This window comes from Acinetobacter pittii, assembly GCF_022449185.1.
In the GTDB taxonomy this organism is placed as follows: domain Bacteria; phylum Pseudomonadota; class Gammaproteobacteria; order Pseudomonadales; family Moraxellaceae; genus Acinetobacter; species Acinetobacter pittii_I.
Genome location: NZ_JAKUKO010000003.1, coordinates 326,823 through 344,668 on the forward strand (window position 1 = coordinate 326,823; position 17,846 = coordinate 344,668).

The following is a 17,846-nucleotide window of genomic DNA, read 5'->3' on the forward strand; positions in this document are numbered from 1 at the left end:
AATTTTATATAGATAAAGAAAACGGATGCTTTAGCATCCGTTTTTTATTTAAGGAGCAGGGTTGGGTTGTTGGGTATGGATGGCCTCAATACCTTTTAGAACTTCACTTGGTAGTTCAATCTCAAATGCCTGAATATTTTCTTTGAGTTGATCTAAATTAGTGGCACCAATAATTGTGCTGGTCACAAAGAATTGTTGTTTAATAAAAGCTAAGGCCATCTGAGTTAAGCTTAGTCCATACTTTTCTGCTAGCTGTGCATATTGTTCAGTCGCCCAGTCGCTTTGAGGGTTGCTGTAGCGGCTAAAGCGAGGGAATAGTGTTACACGAGCATTAGCGGGATGCGCACCATTTCTAAACTTGCCAGTTAGGTAACCAAAAGCCAGAGGAGAGTAGGCGAGCAAGCCGACATCTTCATATTTAGCAATTTCTGACATACCTATTTCATAAGTACGGTTAAGCAGGCTATATGGGTTTTGAACACTTACAAATTTACTAACACCCAGCTTTTCAGCCAAATGTAAAAATTTCATAGTGCCCCACGGGGTTTCATTTGATAAACCAATATAGCGAATACGCCCGCGATTAATTTCTTCTTGTAGAGCAAGTAATGTTTCTTCTAGAGGTGTTGTGTCGTAATCATTTTCAGCTTGCTGATTGCCATAAGCGAGCGTACCAAAAAAGTTGGTATGACGTTCAGGCCAGTGCAGTTGATAAAGGTCGATATAGTCCGTTTGGAGGCGTTTAAGTGATCCATCTAGAGCTTTAGCAATATGGTCACTGTTAAAGCGTGTATTGCCTTCTCGGATGTGTGTTCCTCCAAAGCCCGGACCTGCAATTTTAGATGCGAGAAAGACTTTGTCACGTTGTCCATGCTGGGCAAACCAATTGCCAATAATCGTTTCAGTTGCACCATAAGTTTCAGGTTTTGGTGGAACAGAATACATCTCCGCCGTATCCCAAAAATATAAACCATTCGCCAAGGCGTAATTGAGTTGTTCAAAAGCTTCTTGTTGGGAGTTTTGCTCACCAAATGTCATGGTGCCTAAACAAATTTCTGGAAGTTTAAGACCTGTGCGACTAAGTGGGTTAAATTGCATACAGCTGAATCCTTGGAAATTTTGAGTTAGCCTAACGGAAAATATGTATTCAACTTAAATCATAAAATTAGAATAGTTTGTAAGTTTTGTGTATTAACTCATTGTTGCATATAAAAAAAGCAAACCGAAGTTTGCTTTTTATTAAAAATTTAATGAATATTATTCTTCATCGTCGTAGTCTTCATCAGAAACAGTGTTTTCTTCTAATGATGCATCAAAAATAAGAATGGCTTTACCATCAGTTTGGATCATACCTTGATCTTCTAAGGTTTTGAGTACACGGCCAACCATCTCACGCGAACATCCAACAATACGGCCAATTTCTTGACGAGTAATGCGAATTTGACGGCCATTCGGCAAAATCATTGCTTCAGGTTGAGAAGATAGATCAATTAAGCAACGTGCAATACGGCCAGACACATCAATGAACGCAAGATCCGTCATTTTACGGGTCGTATTTTTTAGACGGCGAACTAATTGTGCAAAAACAGCATAGCTTAAGTCTGGGTATTGTTTGCTAAGTTCGTGGAAGTTGTCATAAGAGATTTCTGCAATTTCACAGACATCACGAGTACGAACTTCGGCTGTACGTTGAGGGTTCGGTTCGAAAAGCCCCATTTCCCCAAAGAAATCGCCCGGATTTAAATAGGCAACAACAATTTCACGTTCATCATCTTCACGCAAAATAATCGAAACTGAGCCTTTTAAAATTAAATATAAAGATTTTGACTCTGTTCCGGCATCAACAATTGTGGTTCGTTTTGGATATCTGTTGATGTGAGCACGTTTTAGCAATGCTTTAACGGATTCAGGTAGTTGCCCCGGGGATAAAGCATCTGTGCTGAGTTGTGAAAAATTTGAAGTCATGCTTAATATGTTCCGAATAGGGTAAACAATTCACACAAGCCCGAGATGAGCTATTACACAGAAGAGATGAAATTCCTTATCAACTCATTTTATGTTAGTGTACAAAACAAGGGTCTGTTGACATTTCACAGATGGTTGCAACATAAGACAATTCTTTTAGACGTACCAAATAAGAACTATTAAATTTAGCCATTCTAAATAAATAGATCTTAACAACGGAACGTACAAAATAACTTGGTCTTGCGCTATGCCTGCGCTGCTTTAATTGCAACTCAGATTATGGCTGAAATTTCACAAATTTTATTACAAAACTGGACAAAGGATTGCCATTGTCTAGGTTTTGCGTCTTATTTGGATTAATTTTTAGCTATAACGCAATCCATAGATGAAATGTCAAAAGACCCTGCTTAAATTTATAATTTTTTTTGGGTAGTTGCAATGCAAACAAGTGTACATTGGCTAGAGAATGTTGCTTTTGAAGCAAAATCGGATAGTGGGCATAGTGTCATCATGGACGGCTCACCTGAGTATGGTGGTGAAAACCGTGGTCCACGTCCTATGGAGCTGTTGTTAATGGGACTTGGTGGATGTGCTTCGTTTGATATTGTGACCATTTTAAAGAAATCTCGCCAAGATGTGACAAATGTTGTATGCAATATAAAAGCTGAGCGCGCTGACGCAATTCCGGCTGTGTTTACTAAAATCCACTTACACTTTGTGGTAACAGGTAAAGCTGTGAAAGAAAAACAGGTTGCAAAAGCAGTTGAATTGTCTGCCGAGAAATATTGTTCAGCAAGTAAAATGCTTTCCGATGGTGGTGTTGAAATTACACATGACTTCGAAATTATTGAAGCGGAATAAGGCATTTTTTTGCTAGGTAGAAATTAAAAAAAGCTGACATTAGAGTTGGCTTTTTTATTGTCAAAAATAACTAAAAAATAATAGGGAGAAGAAAGGTGAATATTCGTTCTGCTAAATCAGAAGATGCTCAAGCCATATGTGATCTACTTAAACAGATGGGATACCCACAGCCTCTTGCTCTTATTCAAGAAAAATTTGAGATATTCCATAATGACTCTAATTCACAAATTTTGATTACTGAAGAGAAGGGTAAAATTTGTGGTTTTTTATCACTCTACTTTATTCCGCAAATTGCCTTACAAGGTGACTTTGCCAAAATATGCTATCTGTGTGTTGATGAGAATATGCGTAGCAACGGTGTAGGGCATTTACTGGTCCAAGAAGCAGAAAGGTTAGCAAGACAACGTGGTTGTGACAGAATGGAACTTCATTCTGGAATGCAAAGGCCTTTGGCCCATCAATTTTACCTCAGAGAAGGCTATATCGAAGCGCCAAAGTATTTTCGTAAAGCTTTAAATTAACGAGCTGTATTTAGAAAAAGCTGGGGATCTACCCGAGCATTATTAAGGCTCATGCCCCAATGCAGGTGAGGGCCTGTCACACGTCCAGTTTTACCCACTAAACCTAAAGTTTCTCCTTGGCGAATATGTTGGCCTTTCTCTACTTTAATTACGCTTAAATGGCAGAACATGCTGACTAAGCCTTGGCCATGATCAATCAACACGGTTTGTCCATTAAAAAAATAAGATCCAGTTTGGATAACCACACCATCTGCGGGAGCAACAACTTTTTGTCCTACTGGCGCAGGAATATCTAGACCTGAGTGAGGCGCGCGTTCCTCGCCATTGAAAAAGCGCTTTCTTCCAAAAGAGTTGCTAAATTTCCCAGAAGTTGGGCGTATAAATGTGGGTAAGGTTTGCCATGAGCTCTGTGTAAATGAGCTATACACATCGTTTTGTTCTTTCGCTTCTTGAGCGTAGCGGTCTAATTGACTTTGGTTAGGGTTTACATAATCTTGGTTGGTGACTTTAATCCGTTGTTCTGCGTAAGGATGAGACTTAACTTCTATTTGAATCGGGGCTTTATTTGTGTCGAGTTGAATACTGCCGATTGAAGTAGATAAAGGAATACCAAGCACGGCATAACGCTGCTGACCTTCTTGGCTAATTAAAACAGGCTTTTGTTGAAAAGTGACCTGAGTAATATCAGTACTTAGAGGAATAACTGCAATTCCACCAGGTCGTCTGGAGTCTTGTGGAAGCTCAGCAAAGCAATAAAAAGATATGGAAGTAAAAAGTAAAGCGGAGAAAAGCTTTTTTATAAACATAGCTGCCTTTTTTTTATAAAAAGAATAATGAAGATTATATCAATAAGATTTACTTAAAGGTTGTTTTAATTTTTTTAAAACTTAATTTAAGTCGTGTGAAATAATTTTATTTTTTAATAAATTTTAATATTTTTTTTAGATTCTTATATTATTCCATATTTTTTTGTTTTTGATATTTTATTTATTCTAAACTTGGTCTGGTGTTTGTTTTGATTGTTAACTCTTAGTCTTTTGCTTTGATTTTAAATATCTTGTTATTTTTAATTTTATTATTAATAATGATTTTTGTAATTAAATTTATAACCATAATTTTAATTATTATATAAAAATTTAAAGGAACTAATATAATGTCAAATATATCTTATAACGATCGCTTTACTGAAGTATGGAAGTATATGCAACGAGGATTAGTTTATCCTTCACCTCATGCAACTTTTAGTACGGTTTGGCTTAACACAGAAATTACACATGAAAAAATTAAGCAATTAATGATCGCTGTGCGTCAAGAGGTTAATAAGAATCCAGCACTTTCTAGTAAAAATACAACTTTGGCGATAGGTGTGTCTTTTGATAACTGGGATAGAATTTGTAAAACAGAAAGTTTATCACGACCAAAAGGAATGCAATTACATTATCCAGAAGATAAAAATCCAAATGTCTCAAAAGTTTTTGCGGATTCTAATGGGAGTTTTAAAAACTCGAATGGTGATATTTGGTTGCATGTAAAAAGTGATGATGCTAATGCATGTGAAATATTACAGGAATATATTAAGGAATTTTTAGGTTCAGATATCAAAGAAATAAATGAACAATATACTGCTTCACAATCTAAAACTGGTCGTAATGGTAAGGTTCTGGGTTGCCGTTTTTCTGAAAATTTAAATAATCCATCTGATCCAATTTCGCTAGCAAAGCATACTTTGATTGGTGCAGAAGATATTGATCATTTTGGTGGTTCTTATGTTTTATCCCAACGGTTTCTAATTAACTGGGATCAAATCAATATGATGTCAGAAGATCAAATTGAAGATTTGATTGGACGTAAAACTGACGACACGATTATTCCAGACCGTGATAGCCGTTCGCACATTAAAGCTTCTCGTGTGCAAGATGAAAATGGAAATACTACACCAGTTCTGCGTTTGGGTTTGCCGTTTGGTCGTGCTGAGTCAAAATCAAGTTTTAGAGTGCCAAAATCGGTAACTAAAGCAGATGAAGAAGGAATTTATTTTGCTGGTTTTGCAAAAACTGCTGCCATTTTAGAAGAAGTGATGGCAAATCAAATTGGACCAAGAAACGATTCAAAGCAAGATTCAAAGCAAGATGTCCTGAAAGGCTTCATGAATGACCGTCTATTCAATAATCTTCACTCGGACTTGGGAGGAATATTCTATATTCCAAGTTTAAAAGATTTAACATTAGATTTAGATAATGATCGAGAATCAGAGTATCTAAATACCTTTAATTATCTGAGCGACAGCGATAATCTGGATTGGAAGTCATTTCCAGGTATGGATTGGACGCGTTTTGATCGCCATTATGCGAATAGTTCTGATAATGGTTTGATGTACTACAACCATAGTAATTATCTTTTTAATATGGCGACTGGGCTAAATCCTCATAGTGAGTTTTTTAAGCCGCCATCAAACCGTATTTTAAGTCTACTTGAGAATACATTTTCTTTATGGCAAGACAACTGGTATTTCAACCGAAAGCAAGAAGAAATTGAGCATGGCATAGATTATTACATTAACCAGTTTAATATTCCTGATAAGCCTGAAAACATTATGGATTTATCAATTATGTTGCGCAAAGGCTGGGCTATTCGATTAAGTTTACAGTTATTTTCATCAGAAAATTACGGTTTCCGTGGAAGAAAAATTTTATTAAAAAATGGTGAAATGATTCCATATTCGAACAGACGTGAATGTGATGGTAAGATCATTTATGGATCAGATACCTATCGCATCATGCCTGATGAAATTATTGTAGGAGCCATGCCAAACCTGACCTTGGGTGAAGGTCGTTATGTCATGAAGTATTTATCTGAAGAAGAGCGCCTTCAGGGCTTTTTGCGTAATTTAAGTGAAGCATCGGGTGTTGGGCATGTTATTCCAAATTATAAAAAAGCACTAGATTTAGGTTTGGCTGGTTTACAACTAGAAATTGCTAAACATGCAAGCAATGCACAGACTCAAGAAAAGAAAGATTTTTATGAAGCGTCTAGATTGGCACTAACTGGTATTTCTGAATATTTCTTAAACTACTCAAAACTTGCATTTAAAATTGCAGACCAGATGCAAGAAGGACAACAATTCGAAAAAGATAATTTAACTGCGATTGGTCAACGAATGGAAAAGTTGTCGAAAGATAAACCAGAGACATTTCTTGAAGCAGTTCAATTTATTTTTACATTGCATAGCTGTCTGCATTTAAATGGTGAGCCAACAGCATTTGGACGCATTGATCAACTGTTGCAACCTTTCTTGGACAACCATTCAGCTACGCTTGAAGAGGCACAAGAAATTATTGATGCTTTCTATATTAAGCTAGATGAAAAAGTACAACAAAATCGTATTTTCATGGAAGATCATCAACCTTTCGGTAATCTTGCAATGGGTGGTAGTTCTGGACCTTATCCTCAAGGAGCATCTTTAGGACAATGGATTCAACAGATTACAGTTGGTGGTACAGTAGCAGATGGTGAAGAAGACTTTTCTAAAACCAAACCTGCTTACAATGATGTGACACGATTATTCATTCGTGCATCAGGTCGTTTACCATTAAATGCTCCGTGTTTGTCTCTACGCACACGCAAAGATATTCCTGAAGATATTTTAGAAGAAGCTGCACATGCAATTTTATCTGGTGGTGCTCACCCGATTTTATTAAATGATGAAAAGCTTATTCCTAGTCTTCACCAAAGTGGAGATGGTGTAGGGGGAGATGCGCTCTCTAATTTGCCAATTTGGAATTCTAAAGTCGATATTCGTTCAGCTCAAAATTATGCTTGTGATGGTTGTTATGAACCTCAGTTCCCTGGCGAAAACTGGTTTTCATTAGGTGGCTTCTCGACATTACAGCCTTTGGAATGTGCATTAAATCAGGGTAGAACAATTTCAAGTGCTGGGCAAAGCTATTTGTTTGGACAAACTGTTTCATTAAATACGAAACCTGCCGATCAGATTGATAGTTTTGAAGAACTATTAAAGTTATACAAACAACATTTTGAGTTGCTCAATCGTAAGGCGTTTAATGGGCAAATCTTAGGTTATGGTGCCAATACAGCTATTTGTCCATCTCCAATTCTAAATATTTTGATGGATGACTGTTTGGCTAAAGGGCAGGATTTTTATAGTGGTGGTGCTAAATATAATATTTATGGACCATGTTATATCTCGCTCAGTAATACCATTAATTCGCTATATGCTATTAAGGCAATGGTATTTGATCCATTAACCGCAGTAACTACATTACCTGAATTGTTAGAATGCTTGTGTTGTGACTGGGGTTATAAAATGACTGAGCCATTTATTAGTAATTTAGCTGGGCATGCTCGTATTGCTGCACAAGCTGATCGCTATAAGCGTTTACGAGAGATTGCTTTGGCACAACCGCGTTATGGACGAGGAAACTCTGAAGTCGATAAACTAGGTGATCAGATTGTTCAAATGATTGCAGAGATATCGGTCGAAACATTTACAAATCCATGGCCACAATTCGCACAAAGCCTTAAAGGTTTAGCTGAGCGCTATGGTTCAAACGAACATCCTTTTGGTATTCAAATTCAACCTGGTGTAGGAACTTTTGAAAATCATGTGGAGATGGGGGCATGGAATGGAGCGAGCGCTGATGGTCGTCGTTTAGGTACGACAGTAGCATCAGATTTAAGTCCATCGCCAAGTCCAGCAGATTTAGCGATTGACCATCAAACTGTTGAGTTTAGTCGTGCTTTGAAAGGTTTTGATGGTACTGGTACAAATTTAATGGCGGATGGAGCACCTACGGACTTTAACATTCGTGAAGACTTTGGTGTTAAAGATTTGATTGGTATTTTAAAACAGTTTAGTCAAGGTAGTTCATCTAATATTTTAACGATAACGGTGGCTAACCCAGAAACATTTAGTGAAGCTGTAACATCACCTGAGCAGTATAATTTATTACGAGTACGCACTGGTGGTTGGTCAAACTTCTTTACATCTGTGTTTCCGATTATTCAAGAACAGCATCAGCGTCGTCCAATCTCTACGCCAGATATTCCAAAAGAAAAAACAGAGCAAGCTAAATGCCCATTCCATCAATAGCATAATGAATTAGTTATTTTATAAGGCAGTCTTTCAGATGAAGGACTGCCTTCACTTATTTTAAAATTTAACAACTACAACTTTTAAATATATTGCAGCTTTAAAATTGCTAATTGTTATAAAAATTCAGATCAAAATATAGTTTTTTCGTTATTACTTAAAAATTATACAAAATATACTTGAAATAGGTCATTCATAATCCCATATTATAATGGAGTTTTACTCATTGTTATTTTTATAACATTATGAAAAATATATAAAAATTTATTTGAAATTCGAAGAAGTGTTCCCATCTATTAGACAAGTACAAATTTGTTGTGAGGAATAACAAGAATGCGTTTTGAGAAATTTACAAACCGCTTGCAGCAAGCCCTCTCAGATGCTCAATCTTTAGCGATGGGTAAAGACCATACCGCTATCGCAGGTATTCATATTTTGTCTACCTTGTTAGAAGAGCCATCAAATATTAGTTTGTTGCAACAAGCAGGTGCACGGTTACCTGAACTTAAACAAAAACTTGAACAGGCTATAAAAGATGCGCCGACAATTGCCAACCCAACGGGTGATGTCAACTTAAACCCAGAAGCCGTTAAAGCGCTTAATTTGGCAGACAGATATGCGCAAAAGGCAGGTGATGAATTTTTATCAACTGACTGGGTTTTATTAGGTTTGGCAGAGACAGGCGAAACTAAAAATATTTTAAGTGCGGTAGGTGTAACTCCCGACAGCTTACGCAAAGTAATTGAACATATTCGAGGTAATGACAAAGTCATGAGTAATAATCACGAAGACCAACGTGACTCACTTAATAAATATACGATTGATTTAACAGAGCGTGCTTTATCTGGAAAACTTGATCCTGTCATTGGGCGTGACGATGAAATTCGCCGTACCATTCAGGTTTTATCGCGTCGTACCAAAAACAACCCTGTTCTTATTGGTGAGCCGGGTGTAGGTAAAACCGCTATTGTTGAAGGTTTGGCACAGCGTATTGTGAATGGTGAAGTGCCAGAGGGATTAAAAAATAAACGTGTTTTATCCCTCGACTTAGGTTCATTACTGGCTGGTGCTAAATATCGTGGTGAGTTTGAAGAACGTTTAAAAGCTGTTTTAAAAGACTTGGCAAAACACGAAGGCGAAATCATCCTGTTTATTGATGAGTTACATACACTCGTAGGTGCAGGTAAAGGTGATGGCGCAATGGATGCTGGTAATATGTTAAAACCTGCATTAGCACGTGGTGAATTGCGCTGTGTGGGTGCGACGACCTTAGATGAATATCGTCAATATATTGAAAAAGATGCAGCTTTAGAGCGTCGTTTCCAAAAAGTGCTAGTTGATGAGCCAAGTGTTGAAGATACGATTGCAATTTTACGTGGACTCAAAGAAAAATATGCCACTCACCATGGTGTGCAAATTTTAGACTCTGCGATTATTGCTGCGGCGAAAATGTCTCATCGTTACATCACTGATCGTCAATTACCAGACAAGGCAATTGATTTGATTGATGAGGCAGCTTCTCGTATTAAAATGGAGATTGACTCTAAACCTGAAGCACTTGATAAGCTCGATCGCCGTTTAATCCAGTTGAAAATGCAATTGGAAGCTGTGAAAAAAGATGAAGATGTAGGCAGTAAAGCTGAAGTCACTCATCTTGAAAAACAGATTGCTGAAGTCGAGAAAGAATACAACGATCTTGAAGAAATCTGGAAGTCTGAAAAAACTTTGGTAGAAGGTACTAAACAGGCTCAGGTGGAACTTGATAAAGCACGTATTGCTTTTGAGAAAGCTCAGCGTGAAGGGGATTTGGCTGAGGCAGCACGTTTACAGTATGGCGTAATTCCAGAGTTGCAAAAACAACTGGAGCAAGATGAAGTTGCAGAAGAGAACGAAGAGCCAAAACTCATTCGTACTAAAGTGACTGAAAATGAAATTGCTGAAGTTGTTAGTGCTGCAACAGGTATTCCGGTTGCTAAAATGATGCAAGGCGAGCGTGAAAAACTTCTTAATATGGAGGAGTTTTTACATGATCGTGTCGTTGGGCAAGATGAAGCAGTTGTTGCGGTATCGAATGCTGTTCGCCGTTCACGTGCCGGTTTGTCTGACCCGAATCGTCCTAGTGGATCATTCTTGTTCTTGGGTCCAACAGGTGTTGGTAAAACAGAGTTGACTAAAGCTTTAGCTAACTTCTTGTTTGACAGTGATGATGCCATGATTCGTATCGACATGAGTGAATTTATGGAGAAACATTCTGTTAGCCGTTTGGTTGGCGCACCTCCAGGATATGTCGGTTATGAAGAAGGTGGTGTTTTAACTGAAGCTGTTCGCCGTAAGCCATATAGCGTGGTGTTGTTTGATGAGGTTGAAAAAGCACATCCAGATGTATTCAATATCTTGCTCCAGGTATTGGACGATGGCCGCTTAACCGACTCACAAGGTCGAGTAGTAGACTTTAAAAACACTGTGATTGTGATGACCTCGAACTTAGGTTCACAGGATGTACGTGAGCTAGGTGAGGGTGCAACAGACGATGAAGTGCGTACCATTGTAATGAATGCGGTAAGTCAGCATTTCCGTCCGGAATTTATTAACCGAATTGATGAGCTTGTAATTTTCCATTCACTTAAAAAAGCACAAATTCGTGGCATTGCCGATATTCAGTTGGATCGATTACGTTCGCGTCTTGTTGACCGTGACATGAGTTTAACTGTAGATGATACCGCTTTTGATTTATTGATTGATGCTGGTTTCGATCCTGTATATGGCGCGCGTCCATTGAAACGTGCTATTCAACAACAGATTGAAAACACATTAGCACAAAAAATCTTGTCGGGTGATTTTGTCGCAGGTGATACTATTCTAGTCAAAGGCGAAAATGGGCATTTAGTCTTCGATAAAATGAAACTCAGCTAAGCTTTGTCTGCTAAAACCGAAAAGAGAATATGGAAACATATTCTCTTTTTTTTATGGTGAATCACTTTTTATGGTTGAAGTGAGTAAAGCAATTATGGCATCTGAAACTTTCTGAGTTAATGTCTTTAACTTTTGTTCTGAGTGACCAGATAAAAAATAACGATAATGGTAAATATGCTGTTGGTAAGAAATGCAAATAAAAAAGGTGCCCACAGGTTTTTCTGGGGTTTCACTTCCGCCAGATTTTAATAGCCCAGTACAACTGACAATAATATCAGCTTGTTGAAATAAGCTTTGACCCAGCCTACACATTTCCTCCGTGACTTGCGGTGACTCTGCTGTGTAAATCTCTATTAACTTTGGATCGATATTTAAAATACTAATTTTAATGCTTGGGTCGTAGCTAACTAAGCCACCCAGTAAAATATCTGCACCACTATTTTTGTGAATAGAAAATTGACTGGTTAAATAACCGGAACTGGCGCTTTCAATAAAGGCGATTTTGAGCTGGCGATCTTCTAATAGTTGGCAGCAGTACTGAAGCATTATTTCACCTCGAATGGTGTTTATTTATAAATAAAATCAATTTATAGATAAATTTTAAAATTACAGTAAGTGATTTAGCAGTGTCGTACAAGTCTGAGATAAAAATCTATAAAACAACTTGAATATTCACTAAATGCTTGTGAAATATTTCAGGTTTTAAAATGATCAATGTTAATTGTCGGGAAGTCTATTTATAACATTGCGACATGTTTAAAAAATTGTTAATTTTGTTCGATATAACGAACAATAACAATTTAGGATAAATGCAATGAACAATAAACAAGGATCTGCGCTGTGTATTTTAGGTTGTATTACGCTGATACCAATTAATGTATGGGCTGCGCAGCCTCTAAGTGAAGGGGCCTTAGCAACGCAAACAGGGGCGGTGAATGCAGCCTTACCTGTGATTATTGCGAAAGCTCAAGACGATGCTAAGAAACCAATGATAGAACAACAACAAGCACGTCAGGTGTTAGGGGATAATTATTTACAACAAGTTCGATGGGATGCTCTTAGAACAAGTGTACTTTCACCTTATCAAGAACAAAAACAAAATCATGTGATTGATAGTAAGGAAAAGAAAAAACTGGAAATGATAGCATTACCCGAAAGAGCAGACCGCTTTACCAAATATGATTTTGAATCAAAAAATATTCATGGTGAGGTTATTATTACCGTGAAGTAATAATAACCTCTAATCTTATTAATATTGATCTAGACCAGGGTGCTGGATTTTCCATGCACGGTGGATTTTCTGATTACGTTTAAAATCAGGACCAATGGTCTCAGAAGTGATTTCTTCAACCTGAAAAATAGCTTCGATCTCTTCGTCCATTTCAAAGCCACGATAGTTGTTTGAGAAATAGAGCGTTCCTTCACTGTTTAGACGGTTCATTGCACGTTTAATCAGTGAAACATGGTCGCGTTGGACGTCGAAAGTACCGTAGAACTTTTTAGAGTTTGAGAATGTCGGTGGATCAATAAAAATAAGATCGTATTGTTCATGACCTTCTTTTAACCACTCAAAACAGTCACTCGCAAAGAACATGTGCTGTTCATCTGCATGATCTACAGTCAGGCCATTTAAAACGAAATTTTCTTTTGACCAGCTTAAGTAAGTATTAGATAAGTCTACACTTGTCGTACTTGCAGCACCGCCTAAAGCAGCATGTAAGCTTGCTGTAGAGGTGTAGCTATATAAGTTCAAGAAGTGCTTACCACGAGCTTCTTGAGCAATACGTAAACGCATTTGACGGTGGTCAAGGAATAAACCTGTATCTAGGTAATCTGTCAGGTTAACTAAAATTTTAGCTTTACCTTCCTGAACGATAAAACGTTTTGAGGCAGTACTTTGTTTTGTATATTGATTTGTACCTGTTTGGCGTGCTCGTGTCTTAATAAAGATGGCATCGCGGTTTAAACCAGTAACAGCACGAATTGCAGCGAGTGCTAAATTAAAACGTTTCTTTGCTTTTTCAGGATCGATTGTTTTTGGTGGTGCATATTCCTGAACGTGTAAGCGATCGCCATATAAATCTACAGCGACATTAAAATCAGGTAAGTCTGCATCATACAAACGTAAGCAATAAACATTTTCTTTCGTTGCCCATTTTTTCAAGGCAGTCATATTTTTTTGCAAACGGTTAGCAAAATCTTGAGCTTCTTCCATTTCAATAGGTTGAGCTTGCCAAGTTGCTAAGAATGGTTGTGTAACTTTTTCTGGCTTAATTGAACCAAAGCGAATGTAAATCGGTAATTTACCATTCATTAAGCGTAAAGTTTCAGGTGCTTCAAACGCTAAAACATCGGCTTGTTCAATTTGCGCTGCAATAATTGCTGCATATTGATTTGGGAAATGTTTTTGTAAAAGTGCAGATAAACCTAGGTAAAGAGAGCGGTTAGATGCTTTATCACCTAAACGTTCACCATAGGGCGGGTTTGTCACAATAAATGCAGTTTTGCCTTCAGCTGAAAAATCAGGCCAGTCAGCTAAAGTACGTTCTTCAATCTGAATTTGACCTAATACTTTTTCAAAGCCAGCCGCAATAATATTTTCACGGGTTGCTTTTACAGCTTCCCAGTCTGCATCGTAGGCATAAAATTTAGGTAAAGGTAATTCAAGTGCCTTTTCATGACGTTCTGCTGCTTCAGCTTTAATTGAAAGCCAAAGTTCGCGGTCATGACCATGCCAACCATTAAATCCAAAACGGCGAACAAGTCCTGGCGCACGGTCAGTCAAAATCATTAATGCTTCAATAATAAATGTACCTGAACCACACATTGGGTCGAGCACAATCTCGGGCTTACGTTGTTGAAGCTGAGCTTTTTGTAAGATTGCCGCCGCAAGGTTTTCTTTGATTGGTGCATCCGTCATATAACGGCGGTAACCACGTTTATGTAATGAATCACCAGATAAATCTAGGCAATATGTATGCTCAGTTTTACCTGCTAAAACATATAACGTAATTTCTGGTTGTTTAGTGTCAATGCTCGGACGACGACCTACAGCTTCCATAAAAGAATCGACAACACCATCTTTTGCTCGAAGTGTTGCAAATTGAGTATTAACCTTAATTTCACGTTCTGCATGTAAGCGAATTGCGAAGGTACTTTGTGGTGCAAAAATAAGTGACCAGTCAAAGCTAATCGCACCTTCATAAAGCTCTTCAGCTACATCACGTGCATCATGTGTATGTTCGAGTTCATAAGTATGAATTGGAAGTAAAACACGTGAAGCAAGACGCGACCACATACAGATGCGATAAGCATGTTCAAGCGTCCCTTCAATGATTAAACGTCCTGCTTTACGTTCTGTCACTTTGGTGCCAAGCTGTTCTATTTCTTCTTGTAAGAGGGCTTCTAAACCATCAGCACAAGTAATCCAATAGTGGTTTAAACGTAAAGAGGTATTCATAAACTCGATTGACCAAAACATATAAATATTAACGATGCAAAGTTTAACTTATTTTGATGTGTAAAGGTTTTTAAATTATTGCAACATATCATAATCCAACCAATAAACTGATTTTTAAAGATTAATGCAATTAAAGTGGTATGTATTTTGCTAACTCAATCCTATCAATGGTTATTTAATTAACAAACATAGCCAGTTTTTAACCACTTTATTATTTTAAATTGATGGGGTAATTATAAATGAAAGACATGATGGGGAATGGTTTTATTGCTAATGCAGATGCTTTCTCAGTAGCGACACAAATATATGTACGCATGCGTAGGGTGACGGGGCGCGTAATAGATGCAATGTACGTTGTCCAAAATAAAGATTATGCAAAATATGTCATTGCGCTGGCACTAGAATCGGAGGATGACGAATTAAAACGATGTGTTGAGCGATTGAAATCGTTGGTTGATACAATACCTGAGCCTTCTCTAAAAGAAAAAATTGCTGTTGTTAAAGTCGATGAAGAGTCGGAAATTACCGCCGAGGATATTTATCGAGCACAAGTTCCACATCATTATATTGGTGCCTTGAGATAATCTAGATCAAGGTCCTAAATTTTCTGGTTAATTTAGGGCCTTATTCTGTAAAGTTCTTCTGCGAAAAGAGCGGAATTCAGCTACACTATGCACGTTTTCGCGATTCGACCCATAGGAATCCATTATGCATATTGCAGCGTTGCATCAACCGAGCCAGGTTCAGCTCAATCAAGACGGAAATTTAAAACATTTTTTAACGATTGAGGGACTTTCAAAAGAAAACCTCACCAAGATTTTAGATACCGCACAAAGCTTTTTAGACGATAATAATAATTTAATTAACCGTCCGCTCTTAGAGGGATTGACGGTTATGAATCTCTTCTTTGAAAACTCCACACGTACCCGTACTACTTTTGAAGCAGCAGCAAAACGTTTGTCTGCCAATGTACTGAACATTGATATTGCACGTTCAAGTACTTCAAAAGGTGAAACTCTGCGCGATACGCTCTGGAACCTTGAAGCAATGGCAGCGGATATCTTTGTTGTTCGCCATTCATCTTCGGGTGCTGCACATTTCATTGCTAAAGATGTATGTCCAAAGGTCGCGATTATTAATGCAGGGGATGGACGTCATGCTCATCCGACGCAAGCGATGCTTGATATGCTCACTATTCGCCGTGAAACTAAAAAACCATTTGAAGATTTAAGCGTTGCTATTATCGGGGACATTAAACACTCTCGTGTAGCACGTTCGGATGTAGCTGCATTACAAACACTAGGTTGTAAAGATATTCGTGTGATTGCACCGAATACATTATTGCCAGTGGGCTTTTCGGAATATGGCGAGCACGTTCGCTTGTTCAACAAGATGGATGAAGGCATTACCGATTGTGATGTGATTATTGCTTTACGTATTCAAAATGAACGTATTGACTCACCAGCACTATCTTCACAGTCTGAATTCTACAGAATGTATGGTTTAAACAAAGAACGTCTTGGTTTAGCTAAACCAGATTGTATTGTGATGCATCCAGGACCAATGAATCGTGGTGTAGAAATTGATTCAAGTGTTGCTGATGGAGATCAGTCGGTTATCTTGAAACAAGTAACCAATGGTATTGCAGTACGTATGGCCGTATTGGCGTTATCAATGCAAGGCCAACTCCAAGAGCAAGGTTTAATTGAAGCGATTACGTTGTAAGGAATGGATCACATGAGTATTGTAAAAATTGAAAATGTACGTGTGTTAGACCCAATCCAAAAATCAGACAGCGTACAAACTGTATATATTGAAAATGGCAAGTTGGTTGCTCCAGTTGAGCAAGTTGAGCAAACCATTGATGGCCAAGGTAAATGGTTAATGCCAACCATGGTTGATTTGTGCGCGCGTTTACGTGAACCGGGTCAACAGCAACATGGGACATTGAAATCGGAAGGTAAGGCAGCACGTGCCAATGGTATTTTGCATGTGATTACACCACCTGATTCAAAGCCGATTGTACAAGACAACGGTGCTCTCATTCATGGCTTGATTGAAAAGGCATGGCATGATGGGGGCATTCACATGCATATCATTGGTGCTCAAACCCAAGGTTTAAATGGTAAGCAACCAGCAAACATGGCGGGCTTGAAAAAAGGTGGTTGTACTGCTGTTTCTAATGCGAATGCTGCTTTTGAAAATGATGATGTAGTTATTCGTACCTTGGAATATGCAGCAGGTCTCGGTTTAACAGTCGTGTTTTATGCTGAAGAGCCGCAGATTGCTAAAGATGGATGTGCACACGAAGGCTTTATTGCTTCTCGCCAAGGTTTGCCGATGATTCCTGCAATTGCTGAAACTGTAGCAATTGCAAAGTATTTGCTTATGATTGAAGCAACTGGCGTAAAAGCTCACTTTGGTTTGTTATCTTGCGGTGCATCGGTTGAATTAATCCGCGCAGCAAAAGCAAAAGGTTTACCTGTGACTGCCGATGTAGCAATGCATCAGTTGCATTTAACTGAACACTTAACTGATGGTTTCAATTCACTTGCGCATGTTCGTCCACCATTGCGTTCTGAGCAAGATAAAGAACTTTTACGTCAAGGTTTAAAAGAAGGCGTGATTGATGCAATTTGTACGCATCACGAACCTTTAAGCAGCTCCGCAAAAATGGCACCATTTGCTGAAACTCAACCGGGCATTACTGCTTTTGATACTTATGTATCTTTAGGCATTCAACTCATTAATGAAGGCTTATTTGAACCTTTAGAGTGGGTGGAGAAAGTGACTAGCGTACCTGCGCAGGTTGCCAATATGACCTCGCGTTGGGAAGATGAAGCAGGATGGGTGTTAGTCGATCCTGAATTAAGCTGGACAGTAAGCAAAGACACAATTTTATCACAAGGGAAAAATACTCCATTGCTGGGTCAAAACCTTACCGGTAAAGTACTTCAAACTTTTGCTAATTGATAAAACGGTTATTTAAAGTAAATTTAAAATATAAACAGGTAGA

General features: G+C 38.1%; 14 protein-coding genes. 9 read left to right on the forward strand and 5 right to left on the reverse strand.

Annotated elements, in window-relative coordinates; all coding sequences use genetic code 11:
* Nucleotides 1–48: 48 nt before the first annotated feature.
* Both tas and crp read right to left on the reverse strand, forming a co-directional pair.
* Entirely contained in the window at nt 49–1,098 is a 1,050-nt protein-coding gene (tas, locus tag MKX14_RS10205) for an NADP(H)-dependent aldo-keto reductase (RefSeq protein WP_240282384.1), read from the reverse strand.
* A gap of 159 nt (nt 1,099–1,257) precedes the next feature.
* Nucleotides 1,258–1,965 carry a cAMP-activated global transcriptional regulator CRP gene (gene crp, locus MKX14_RS10210; RefSeq protein ID WP_032004029.1) on the reverse strand — a complete coding sequence of 236 codons (708 nt, stop codon included), beginning with the start codon at nt 1,963–1,965 and terminating at the stop codon, nt 1,258–1,260.
* Nucleotides 1,966–2,205: 240 nt separating this feature from the next.
* Here crp and MKX14_RS10215 point away from each other — a divergent pair, with 240 nt between their 5' ends.
* From MKX14_RS10215 to phnO, 3 genes are all read left to right on the forward strand, one after another.
* Nucleotides 2,206–2,325, forward strand: coding sequence for a hypothetical protein (locus MKX14_RS10215; RefSeq protein WP_078224862.1), 120 nt, complete (start codon nt 2,206–2,208; stop codon nt 2,323–2,325).
* A 78-nt stretch (nt 2,326–2,403) separates the two neighbouring features.
* The gene (locus MKX14_RS10220; protein WP_046812330.1) at nt 2,404–2,826 is read left to right on the forward strand and encodes an OsmC family protein; all 423 of its coding nucleotides are present in this window, start codon (nt 2,404–2,406) and stop codon (nt 2,824–2,826) included.
* A gap of 95 nt (nt 2,827–2,921) precedes the next feature.
* Entirely contained in the window at nt 2,922–3,347 is a 426-nt protein-coding gene (gene phnO, locus MKX14_RS10225; RefSeq protein ID WP_108008498.1) for a GNAT family N-acetyltransferase, read from the forward strand.
* Here phnO and MKX14_RS10230 read toward each other — a convergent pair.
* Nucleotides 3,344–4,153: a M23 family metallopeptidase gene (locus MKX14_RS10230; RefSeq protein WP_108008496.1), complete on the reverse strand. Its 810-nt coding sequence runs from the start codon at nt 4,151–4,153 to the stop codon at nt 3,344–3,346. The genes phnO and MKX14_RS10230 overlap by 4 nt on opposite strands.
* Before the next feature lie 347 nt (nt 4,154–4,500).
* Here MKX14_RS10230 and MKX14_RS10235 point away from each other — a divergent pair, with 347 nt between their 5' ends.
* Both MKX14_RS10235 and clpB read left to right on the forward strand, forming a co-directional pair.
* Nucleotides 4,501–8,457, forward strand: a complete 3,957-nt coding sequence (locus tag MKX14_RS10235) for a Dyp-type peroxidase (RefSeq protein WP_240282385.1) — start codon at nt 4,501–4,503, stop codon at nt 8,455–8,457.
* A 333-nt stretch (nt 8,458–8,790) separates the two neighbouring features.
* The gene (clpB, locus tag MKX14_RS10240) at nt 8,791–11,370 is read left to right on the forward strand and encodes an ATP-dependent chaperone ClpB (protein WP_005070314.1); all 2,580 of its coding nucleotides are present in this window, start codon (nt 8,791–8,793) and stop codon (nt 11,368–11,370) included.
* Nucleotides 11,371–11,421: 51 nt separating this feature from the next.
* Here clpB and MKX14_RS10245 read toward each other — a convergent pair whose 3' ends face one another.
* The gene (locus MKX14_RS10245) at nt 11,422–11,916 is read right to left on the reverse strand and encodes a CinA family protein (protein WP_240282386.1); all 495 of its coding nucleotides are present in this window, start codon (nt 11,914–11,916) and stop codon (nt 11,422–11,424) included.
* 268 nt (nt 11,917–12,184) lie between these two features.
* Between MKX14_RS10245 and MKX14_RS10250 the strand changes: the two genes are divergently transcribed.
* Complete coding sequence (locus tag MKX14_RS10250) at nt 12,185–12,601, forward strand: hypothetical protein (RefSeq protein ID WP_108008491.1); 417 nt, start codon at nt 12,185–12,187, stop codon at nt 12,599–12,601.
* A gap of 18 nt (nt 12,602–12,619) precedes the next feature.
* Here the strand turns inward: MKX14_RS10250 and rlmKL are convergent, their stop codons facing one another.
* Nucleotides 12,620–14,830, reverse strand: a complete 2,211-nt coding sequence (gene rlmKL / locus MKX14_RS10255) for a bifunctional 23S rRNA (guanine(2069)-N(7))-methyltransferase RlmK/23S rRNA (guanine(2445)-N(2))-methyltransferase RlmL (RefSeq protein ID WP_213064628.1) — start codon at nt 14,828–14,830, stop codon at nt 12,620–12,622.
* 239 nt (nt 14,831–15,069) lie between these two features.
* On the opposite strand from rlmKL, the gene MKX14_RS10260 reads away from it, so the two are divergent.
* From MKX14_RS10260 to pyrX, 3 genes are all read left to right on the forward strand, one after another.
* Nucleotides 15,070–15,414, forward strand: coding sequence for a hypothetical protein (locus tag MKX14_RS10260; RefSeq protein ID WP_069029948.1), 345 nt, complete (start codon nt 15,070–15,072; stop codon nt 15,412–15,414).
* Nucleotides 15,415–15,538: 124 nt separating this feature from the next.
* Nucleotides 15,539–16,555 carry an aspartate carbamoyltransferase catalytic subunit gene (gene pyrB / locus MKX14_RS10265; RefSeq protein ID WP_002121555.1) on the forward strand — a complete coding sequence of 339 codons (1,017 nt, stop codon included), beginning with the start codon at nt 15,539–15,541 and terminating at the stop codon, nt 16,553–16,555.
* A gap of 12 nt (nt 16,556–16,567) precedes the next feature.
* On the forward strand, nt 16,568–17,803 hold the full coding sequence (gene pyrX, locus MKX14_RS10270; RefSeq protein WP_240282387.1) for a dihydroorotase: 1,236 nt from the start codon (nt 16,568–16,570) through the stop codon (nt 17,801–17,803).
* Nucleotides 17,804–17,846 lie beyond the last annotated feature (43 nt).